Here is an 8,891-nt window from a genome sequence, read left to right as displayed (position 1 = left end):
GCGAGGTGCCGAGTGTTGGGGCAAGAGCGCTTTGGTTACTTTCGCGCTTTTCGAAAGTGACCCGCCGTAAGGGCGGAACCAATACCCGCCATCACCCAAATAACGGATATGTACACCGAACAAACGCCATCGCTGGCAAGCCAGCTCCTACAGTTGGATTGATGTACACACAATAAATATCAGCGGCCATGACCCCGCGCTCGACAAGCACCGCCGCTTTGGCTGATTATTCGGGTCCGCCCGCCGCCCGTGCCATGAATCAGGAGCCCTGTACCTTGAGTTCGCAGAAAACCGTGACCGTCACCCCGCCCAACGTCCCCCTCAATGGCAAGGTCGCGCCCCCCGGCTCCAAATCCATTACCAACCGCGCCCTGCTGCTCGCCGCCCTGGCCAAAGGCACCAGCCGCCTCAGCGGCGCGCTCAAGAGCGACGACACCCGCCACATGTCCGTGGCCCTGCGCCAAATGGGCGTGATCATCGACGAACCCGACGACACCACCTTCGTCGTCACCGGCCACGGCAAACTGCAACTGCCACCGCAGCCCCTGTTCCTCGGTAACGCGGGCACCGCCATGCGCTTCCTCACCGCCGCCGTCGCCACGGTCGAAGGCACCGTGGTGCTGGACGGCGATGACTACATGCAAAAACGCCCGATCGGCCCGCTGCTGGCAACCCTCGGCCAGAACGGCATCCAGGTCGACAGCCCCACCGGTTGTCCCCCCGTGACTGTGCACGGCGTCGGCAAGATCAAGGCCAAGCGTTTCGAGATCGACGGCGGCCTGTCCAGCCAGTATGTGTCAGCCCTGCTGATGCTCGCTGCCTGTGGCGAAGCGCCGATTGAAGTGGCACTGACCGGCAAGGACATCGGTGCCCGTGGCTATGTGGACCTGACCCTGGACTGCATGCGCGCCTTCGGTGCCCAGGTCGAAGCGGTCGACGACACCACTTGGCGCGTGGCCCCCACCGGCTACACCGCCCACGACTACCTGATCGAACCCGACGCCTCTGCCGCCACCTACCTGTGGGCCGCTGAAGTGTTGACCGGTGGCCGCATCGACATCGGCGTGGCCGCGCAGGACTTCACCCAGCCGGACGCCAAGGCCCAGGCCGTGATCGCGCAATTCCCGAACATGCAGGCCACGGTGGTGGGCTCGCAGATGCAGGACGCCATCCCCACCCTGGCAGTGCTCGCAGCGTTCAACAACACACCCGTGCGTTTCACCGAACTGGCCAACCTGCGGGTCAAGGAATGCGACCGCGTACAGGCGCTGCATGACGGCCTCAACGAGATCCGCCCCGGCCTGGCGACCATCGAAGGCGACGACCTGCTGGTAGCCAGCGACCCCGCGCTGGCCGGCACCGCCTGCAACGCGCTGATCGACACCCACGCCGACCACCGCATCGCCATGTGCTTCGCCCTGGCCGGGCTGAAAGTCTCGGGCATCCGCATACAGGACCCGGACTGCGTCGCCAAGACCTATCCTGACTACTGGAAGGCCCTGGGCAGTCTTGGGGTTCAGTTGAGCTACTGAGGGCTCGGCGTCGGAATGGGGAGGCACTGCACATGACAATCCGCCAACCCTGCCCACCCGGCGCCTGCGTCTGCGACCGCGAACAACTGCTGCAAGCGCCGGGCGCCGACCTGCGTATCCTCAACCTGACGCGCCAGGAAGAGAAAAAACTGCTCGACCGCCTTGAACACCTCAAGAGCCTGCAAGACCTGGAACGCATGCAACAGCTGATGTACCAGCAATTGGGCATCCGCGTGCATATCGCGCCGGGTCACACCGAGGTCAAGAGCATGCGCGGCATCCAGATCGTCATCGACGAGCTACCAGGCCTGTGCCGCAAGACCCGCCAATCGATCCCGGCCGCGATCCGCCGAGGCCTGGAGAATCAGCCAGAAATCGCTTACCGCCTGCTCGACGCCCACGATTTGTTTCGCGAAGGTTGAATCAACCGGCGACTGTTTCGGTTTCGAACAGCCCCTCGCCCAAGGCCCTGGCCTTCTCCAGATGCGCCTGCGCCCCGCCGCTTTCCGAATCCAGCAACAGCGCTGACGTCACCACCTGCGCGCCGCAGTAATCGAAGATCCCGTAATCAATCTGCGTGCGCATGGCCTTGGCGTAGCCGTGTCGATCAAACGCGTCGTCATCGGCAGCGCCCAGGGCCAGCAAATGGACCTGCAAGTGGCGCAACTTCTTCACCACTGGCGTATCGGGACCGTAATCGATGGCCCAACCGTTGATGAACACGCGGTCGATCCAGCCTTTGAGCAGGCCCGGCATGGACCACCAGTAGATCGGGAATGCCAACACCAGCGCATCGGCGCGGTCGATACGGGCCTGTTCAGCCAGTACGTCGGCTGGCGGCGTGGCGCGCGTGCGGTGTACCAAATGGTCGGCTGCGTTATAGCGCGGGTCGAACCCTTCGGCGGCGATGTCGGCGATTTCGAAGGTGTGGCCCGACGCAGCGAGGCCGGCGGCGACCTGGGCGGCCACGCTGTGGGTGAGGGATTGCGGGTCGTGGTGAGCAACAACGATGAGTGCGTGCATGACAATGACTCCCTGAGAGGTTACGCTGGGCTTAAGTTACGATTAGTAAGTTACTTTTGGTATATAAGCATGTCAAGCACAGCGTCCCCCGCTCCTCGTCGTCGCCTGTCCCGCGAAGATCGCCTGCGCCAACTGTTGGACGTGGCCTGGCAACTGGTGCGCGATGAAGGCACCGAAGCCCTCACACTCGGCCGCCTGGCGGAGTTGGCGGGCGTGACCAAACCGGTGGTCTATGACCATTTCGTCACCCGCGCCGGGTTGCTGGCCGCGTTGTATGAGGACTTCGATGCGCGTCAGGACCAGGTTTTTGCCAGCGCCATCGCGGCCAGCAGCGCAACCCTTGACGACCGTGCCTGGGTGATCGCCGCGTCCTATGTGGACTGCGTGCTGTTGCAGGGTCGGGAAATCCCGGGGGTGATTGCAGCCCTCAGCAGTTCGCCGGAACTGGAAGCCCTCAAGCGCCAGTACGAGGCGATCTTTCTCGACAAATGCCGTGACGCGCTGTCGCCCTTTGGCCGTATATCCCAGGCGGGACTGCGCGGCATGTTGGGGGCGGCGGAGGCGCTGTCCCAGGCGGCGGCCAGTGGCGAGATCAGTCGCGAAGAGGCACAGCAGGAATTGCTGGCGACCATCCTGGCGATGGTCAATCGCGGCCGCGTTTAAATAATTTCTGACGGGTGAGGAATAAACCAGCGCGGCGGGTGTTTACCTGAGTACGGCGTGTGAATACAGCACAACGCCAGTACTCAAACCTATAAATACCAGGAGTTCGTCATGCTGAAAAAATTCTCCCTCGCGGCTGCCGTCGTCATCGCCTGCGTCTCCTCCATGGCCTTCGCCGCCCCGGCCAAAGTGGCCGACAGCGCCAAGGGCAAAGTGCTGGTGGACAGCAAAGGCATGACCCTCTACACCTTCGCCAAAGACAGCGCCGGCAAATCCGTGTGCAACGGCCAGTGCCTGGCCAACTGGCCGGCGTTCACCGCCTCGGCGGCAGCGAAGGATGCGGACGGCTACACCGTGATCACCCGTGACAACGGCAGCAAGCAATGGGCCTACAAAGGCCAGGCGCTGTACACCTGGGTCAAGGACAGCAAGCCGGGTGATATCACCGGCGACGGCGTTGGCGGTAACTGGAACCTGGCCAAGCCGTAAGACTTTCGTGGACAACATCCAACCTCCCATTGGCTTCATGCCAAGGGAGGTTTTTGAGCTCGGATTTGATAACGGTCCGTAACGCTTGCAGGTTCACTGGACAATCAACCCCTCCCCCCGCGGCCTCTGAAATGAGCTGTTCGGAAGTGCCGGCTTTGCACTTGGACACATTGTTTGTCGCAGGACCGACACGACAGTTTTGACAAAATTAGCCAAGTCGGGGAACTTAGCCACGCAAGCGCTGAGCGCGTGCGCTCTAATCCTTCCGCGCAATAATTCAGCACGACGCTAGCGAAGCATGGGCTCCAAATGGGGCACTCATTATGACAAGGATGATGTATGTATAAACCTGGCGGCTCGATCAAGCAGCTTTTGGATAAGGTTGCTTCCCACGAATATATTCTTCCCGCCATTCAGAGGGAGTTCGTCTGGTGGCCGGAGCAAATTTGTCAGCTCTTCGATAGCCTGATGCAAGGTTACCCCTTCGGCACCTTCCTTTTTTGGAGAATTGCTCCCGAGAAACGTGGCGAATATCAGTTCTATGATTTTGTTCAAAGCTACCATCAAAGGGACAATTACCACTGCGCGCTTTTGAAGACGCTGCCAGATCGTGACTTGATTGCTGTCCTCGATGGCCAACAACGGATGACGGCGCTTAACATTGGTCTACGCGGCTCGTATGCTTGGAAGCTCCCAGGCAAATGGTGGGCAAGCGATGACGCCTTTCCTGTTCGGCACCTCTATCTAGATTTACTAGGCAAGCCCGACGCAGAAACGGGATCGAAATACTGCTTTGCCTTCCTGACCGATACGCCCACAACACTCAATACTGACGGAAGCCTCTGGTTCCGATGCGGGCGAGTCATGACTGAAAGTGATCATGACCTCACAGACAGTCTTGATGATCTGGATCTGCCCAAGGAACAGCGAAGGACAGCCAAAGCGACATTGCGCGACCTCCATACTATGGTGCACGTGAAGGAACCAATCAGCTATTTCGAAGAGACTGAACAGGACCTTGAGAGAGTCTTGAATATCTTTATCCGAATGAACAGCGGCGGAACGCCACTATCCTATTCGGATTTGCTGTTATCCATTGCAGTCGCTCAGTGGACTCGACTTGATGCCCGCAATGAGATCCATCAGCTGGTGGATCAAATGAACAAGGAGGGTGATCAATTCAGCTTCAGCAAGGACCTTGTGCTAAAAGCGGGCCTTATGCTCTCTGACATCGGAAGCGTTGGATTCAAGGTTGAGAATTTCAACAAGGGCAACATGTCGTTACTGGAGGATAACTGGGCTCGTATTCGCGATGCATTGCTTTTGTCGGTCCGGCTTCTCGCAAGCTTTGGTTTTAACAGTCAGAATCTTCGCGCTGACAGTGCTTTATTACCTATTGCCTATTACCTTTTTGTTCGACAGCCTGGCGAAGGTTACCTAGTGCGCCTTGAATATGCTGAAGACCGTGAAAACGTCAGAAAGTGGCTTATTCGAAGCTTGTTGAAAGCATCCGGAATTTGGGGAAGCGGCCTCGATACATTGCTGACTGCTATCAGAGAGCAAATCCGCACAAACACTGCTTTAGGCTTTCCCATTGTCCAAATAGAGAATGTGATGTCCGCACGTGGCAAAACACTTTCCTTCACCGAGGAAGAGCTCGATGAGCTTGTAGAAATTGGATACAGCGATAAACGCACTTTTGCACTGCTATCGCTCATTTTTCCAGGCTTCGATTTTTCGAGGCACTTTCATGTGGATCACATTTTTCCTCAGGCACGGTTCACCAAATCACAAATGCGTCAGGCAGATATTCCAGAGGATTTCGCTCAAGAGCTGGCCGAAAAATCCGACCGTCTCCCAAACCTTCAATTGCTTGAGGGGAGCATTAACAACCAGAAACGGCAGAAAATGCCTCATGAGTGGTTTGCACAACTCAAACCAGATACGTTGGCCAAACGGGAACATCTGGCGGGGCTTGAGATTTCCGAGTTGCCTGATTCGCTCTCCGGATTTCCAGCTTTTTATGAGCGTCGCCGCCAGGCGCTAAGAACTCGACTTACTCACGCACTGAGGTGACCTCAGGTTGCTGTCCCACAGGTGCTTGAGCAAGGCCTGCGGGCAGCGACGTCAGACGTTGAAGCGATGAATCAAACAGAACGCCAAGTGATGACTGTGGTTCAACCCAGATGCACATTTACGAAAAACTGCACCTTGCGCGCCAGTTGATCAAGATGCCGATCCCGCTGTTTCTCGGCATCCACCATGGCGCGCTTGCCATGTTTTTGCAGCAGGTAGGTATGAATCTGCCGCACCTCCAATGAGCTGTAGATCGCCGCCACATCCAGCACGCCCATCAAACCGTCCGTGCCGTAGTCCCGCGTATTCATCAGTACCTGGGTGCCGCGCGCGCCGCGCACTTGGAAGCCCATGCCTTCGAACGCCGGCACTTTCTCCACTGAACACGCCAACTCCGCATGGGGATAACGGCTCAGTACGTCACCCATCATTGCACGTGCCACACCCTGGCGCCGGTGGCCAAGCTGCACCGCCATGAACGCGATGCCGCAGGCTTGCGGGTCATCCTTCACCGGCAGGTACAGGCAAAAGCCGATCAACTTGTCCTCTTCCATTGCCACCACCAACTCGACGGCAATGCCCTTGGCACCATTCAGCGCCTCCAGGTACAGGTGCACCTCAAAGCCAATGGCGTACTGGTAGATGTTGTACAGCAGGTTGCTCGGCGGCAGCGCCACGCTGCTGATGTCGGTGAGGTTGTCCACCACCATCTGCAGGATCTGAGCATTAACAGGCTCGGGGCACGGTGTGGTGTAGCGGGTAAGGCTGAACATGCAAATTCCTGGGTTTAGCGTCAAGGCGGCGGCGATTGTACCTGTTGCAGCCCGCACACCTCACGCAAACATCCGCGCAACCAGCGATGGGCCAGGTCAGCGTCCAGCCTGGGGTGCCAGAGCATCGACACGGTAAAAGTGGGCAACGCCAGCGGCAATGCGAAGCTGTACAGGCCTTGCCGTTGGTGGGCGGTGTAGCGTTCCGGCACGCTGGCGATCAGGTCAGTATCACGGGCCAAGGCGATGGCGGTGGCGAAACCAGCGACCACGGTATTGATCTGCCGCGTGAGGCCCTGGGCTTCGAGCGCGTCGTCGATCTGCCCTCGGTCCTGGCCGCGCCGGGAGACATAGACGTGCTGGCCTGCGGCGTAACGTTCAACACTGACGTCACCTCGACTGAGAGGATGTCCACTGCGGACCACACCCACCAAGCGATCGCGAAACAGCGCCTGGGTCAGCACTTCCGGGCTGGCGGTGGGTTCGACCACGCCGGTTTCCAGGTCGACGCTGCCCTCACGCAGCAAGGTGCTGTCCTTGTCGATTTTGTTGATGAAGCGCAGGCGCACGCCGGGCGCGTCCTGCGCGACACGCGCCAGCAATGCCGGGCCGAAATTTTCGACGAACTCTTCGCTGGTGCGCAGGGTAAAGGTGCGCGCCACCTGGGCCATGTCCAGGGATTGCACGGGACGCAGCACAGCATTGGCCTCTTGCACCAAGCGGCTGACCTGCTCACGCAATGCCACCGCCCTGGGCGTGGGCACCAGGCCGCGACCGGCGCGTACCAGCAAGGGGTCGCCGGTGGTCTCGCGCAAACGGGCCAGGGCACGGCTCATGGCTGAAGGGCTCAGGCGCAGGCGTTTGGCCGCAGCGGCAACACTGCCTTCGGCGAGCAGCACATCCAAGGTGATCAGCAGGTTGAGATCGGGCATCTGCGCTCCTTATAAGGCGTTACATGCATCTATTAACTGCAATCCATGCGTCTTCCGCCATGTTAGGCCGCGCCGTAGATTTGTGACAGTTCTCTTCATTCAAGGAATTGCCCATGCAGCACTCCCCACGCGGCAGCCTCATCAGTCTATCCCTGTCCATGCTGCTGGCCTCGCTGGGTACCAGCATTGCCAATGTTGGCCTGCCCAGCCTGACGCGGGCGTTTGATGCCTCTTTCCACGCCGTGCAGTGGGTGGTGCTGGCTTACCTGTTGGCGATCACGGCGGTGATAGTGAGTGCCGGACGCCTCGGAGACCGGTTCGGACGGCGGCGATTGTTGCTTGCCGGGTTGCTGCTGTTCGCCGTGGCGTGCGGGTTGTGCGGCTTGGCGCCGTCCCTTGCGTGGCTGGTTGCAGCGCGCGTACTGCAAGGCCTCGGCGCAGCCGTGATGATGGCGATGGCCCTCGGCATGGTCGCAGACACCGTTACCAAGGAGCGTACCGGCCGCGTGATGGGTTTGCTGGGCACGATGTCCGCCGTCGGCACTGCAATGGGCCCCAGTGTTGGCGGTGTGTTGCTGAGTGTGTGGGGCTGGCGCGCGATTTTCCTGATAGGCATGCCATTGGCAGGGGTGGCCGTCGCCCTAGCCTACCGCTATCTGCCGGTTGACCGGCCCCGCGTGGCATCCCGCGATGGCTCAAGTTTCCGTGCATCACTAAAAGACGCGTCGTTGCTCACCGGCCTGGTCATGAGTGCATTGGTCGCCGCCGTGATCATGGCCACTTTTGTGGTCGGACCGTTCTATTTGTCCCGAGGCCTGGGACTCGATCCCGAATGGATGGGCCTGGCCATGGCGGTCGGGCCCTGTGTCGCGGCCATCAGCGGCGTCCCCGCCGGCAGGCTCACCGACCGCCTCGGCAGCCCGCGCATGACACTGGCCGGCCTGGGCCTGATGGCCTGTGGTGCGCTGCTGTTGTCCTGCGCTTCGGGTGTGTTCGCCTACCTGAGCGCACTGGTGATCCTGACCACGGGTTACAGCCTGTTCCAGGCCGCCAACAACACCGCAGTGATGAGCGATGTGGAGGCCGCGCGGCGTGGCACCGTCTCGGGCCTGTTGAACCTGTCACGCAACCTCGGGCTGATTGTCGGCGCCTGGGCGCTGGGCGCGGTGTTCGCTTGGGCCAGCCCGGATGTCACCCGTGCGCTCCCCCAATCCGTGGCCTATGGCCTGCATGCAACGTTCGGCGTCGCACTGGCCTTGATCCTGCTGGCATGGGTGATGGCATGGCGCCGATTCAGTGCCTTCACCCCCCTGCAGAACACCCATTGAGGCAAAAAAACAAAAAAGGCGTTGCACCAGACCGGGTTACATCGCGCATCATGGGCACTTTCAAGCTCAAGGGTAACG

9 protein-coding genes are annotated in these 8,891 nt (G+C 59.9%); 6 read left to right on the top strand and 3 right to left on the bottom strand.

All coding sequences use genetic code 11. From position 1 onward, the window contains the following. Positions 1 to 275 precede the first annotated feature (275 nt). Together aroA and HX868_RS29405 are read left to right on the top strand one after the other, a co-directional pair. Positions 276 to 1,532, top strand: a complete 1,257-nt coding sequence (aroA, locus tag HX868_RS29410; RefSeq protein ID WP_177005277.1) for a 3-phosphoshikimate 1-carboxyvinyltransferase — start codon at positions 276 to 278, stop codon at positions 1,530 to 1,532. Positions 1,533 to 1,564: 32 nt separating this feature from the next. Continuing rightward, on the top strand, positions 1,565 to 1,954 hold the full coding sequence (locus HX868_RS29405) for a hypothetical protein (protein WP_016980323.1): 390 nt from the start codon (positions 1,565 to 1,567) through the stop codon (positions 1,952 to 1,954). Position 1,955: 1 nt separating this feature from the next. Here the strand turns inward: HX868_RS29405 and HX868_RS29400 are convergent, their stop codons facing one another. Continuing rightward, positions 1,956 to 2,555 (bottom strand): NAD(P)H-dependent oxidoreductase, encoded by a 600-nt coding sequence (locus HX868_RS29400; RefSeq protein ID WP_177005276.1) that lies wholly within the window; start codon positions 2,553 to 2,555, stop codon positions 1,956 to 1,958. 69 nt (positions 2,556 to 2,624) lie between these two features. Between HX868_RS29400 and HX868_RS29395 the strand changes: the two genes are divergently transcribed. The 3 genes from HX868_RS29395 (at position 2,625) to HX868_RS29385 (ending at position 5,783) form a co-directional block, all read left to right on the top strand. Then, positions 2,625 to 3,218, top strand: coding sequence for a TetR/AcrR family transcriptional regulator (locus tag HX868_RS29395; protein ID WP_177005275.1), 594 nt, complete (start codon positions 2,625 to 2,627; stop codon positions 3,216 to 3,218). Positions 3,219 to 3,329: 111 nt separating this feature from the next. After that, positions 3,330 to 3,707 carry a COG4315 family predicted lipoprotein gene (locus HX868_RS29390; protein WP_177005274.1) on the top strand — a complete coding sequence of 126 codons (378 nt, stop codon included), beginning with the start codon at positions 3,330 to 3,332 and terminating at the stop codon, positions 3,705 to 3,707. Between the two features lie 339 nt (positions 3,708 to 4,046). Beyond that, positions 4,047 to 5,783, top strand: a complete 1,737-nt coding sequence (locus HX868_RS29385; protein WP_177005273.1) for a DUF262 domain-containing protein — start codon at positions 4,047 to 4,049, stop codon at positions 5,781 to 5,783. Positions 5,784 to 5,884: 101 nt separating this feature from the next. Here the strand turns inward: HX868_RS29385 and HX868_RS29380 are convergent, their stop codons facing one another. Together HX868_RS29380 and HX868_RS29375 are read right to left on the bottom strand one after the other, a co-directional pair. Next, positions 5,885 to 6,556: a GNAT family N-acetyltransferase gene (locus HX868_RS29380; RefSeq protein ID WP_177005272.1), complete on the bottom strand. Its 672-nt coding sequence runs from the start codon at positions 6,554 to 6,556 to the stop codon at positions 5,885 to 5,887. Positions 6,557 to 6,576: 20 nt separating this feature from the next. Next, entirely contained in the window at positions 6,577 to 7,485 is a 909-nt protein-coding gene (locus tag HX868_RS29375; protein ID WP_177005271.1) for a LysR family transcriptional regulator, read from the bottom strand. Between the two features lie 113 nt (positions 7,486 to 7,598). Between HX868_RS29375 and HX868_RS29370 the strand changes: the two genes are divergently transcribed. After that, positions 7,599 to 8,813 carry an MFS transporter gene (locus HX868_RS29370; RefSeq protein ID WP_177005270.1) on the top strand — a complete coding sequence of 405 codons (1,215 nt, stop codon included), beginning with the start codon at positions 7,599 to 7,601 and terminating at the stop codon, positions 8,811 to 8,813. Positions 8,814 to 8,891 lie beyond the last annotated feature (78 nt).

The organism is Pseudomonas reactans (genome assembly GCF_013385825.1).
In the GTDB taxonomy this organism is placed as follows: Bacteria; Pseudomonadota; Gammaproteobacteria; order Pseudomonadales; family Pseudomonadaceae; genus Aquipseudomonas; species Aquipseudomonas reactans.
This window is presented reverse-complemented; position numbering and strand designations above follow the sequence as displayed.

Excerpts from the sequence above, each read along its gene's own strand:
- HX868_RS29370 (WP_177005270.1), top strand. The coding sequence starts at position 7,599 with ATGCAGCACTCCCCACGCGGCAGCCTCATCAGTCTATCCCTGTCCATG.
- HX868_RS29380 (WP_177005272.1), bottom strand. The coding sequence starts at position 6,556 with ATGTTCAGCCTTACCCGCTACACCACACCGTGCCCCGAGCCTGTTAAT.
- HX868_RS29385 (WP_177005273.1), top strand. The coding sequence starts at position 4,047 with ATGTATAAACCTGGCGGCTCGATCAAGCAGCTTTTGGATAAGGTTGCT.
- HX868_RS29375 (WP_177005271.1), bottom strand. The coding sequence starts at position 7,485 with ATGCCCGATCTCAACCTGCTGATCACCTTGGATGTGCTGCTCGCCGAA.
- HX868_RS29400 (WP_177005276.1), bottom strand. The coding sequence starts at position 2,555 with ATGCACGCACTCATCGTTGTTGCTCACCACGACCCGCAATCCCTCACC.
- HX868_RS29390 (WP_177005274.1), top strand. The coding sequence starts at position 3,330 with ATGCTGAAAAAATTCTCCCTCGCGGCTGCCGTCGTCATCGCCTGCGTC.
- HX868_RS29395 (WP_177005275.1), top strand. The coding sequence starts at position 2,625 with ATGTCAAGCACAGCGTCCCCCGCTCCTCGTCGTCGCCTGTCCCGCGAA.
- HX868_RS29405 (WP_016980323.1), top strand. The coding sequence starts at position 1,565 with ATGACAATCCGCCAACCCTGCCCACCCGGCGCCTGCGTCTGCGACCGC.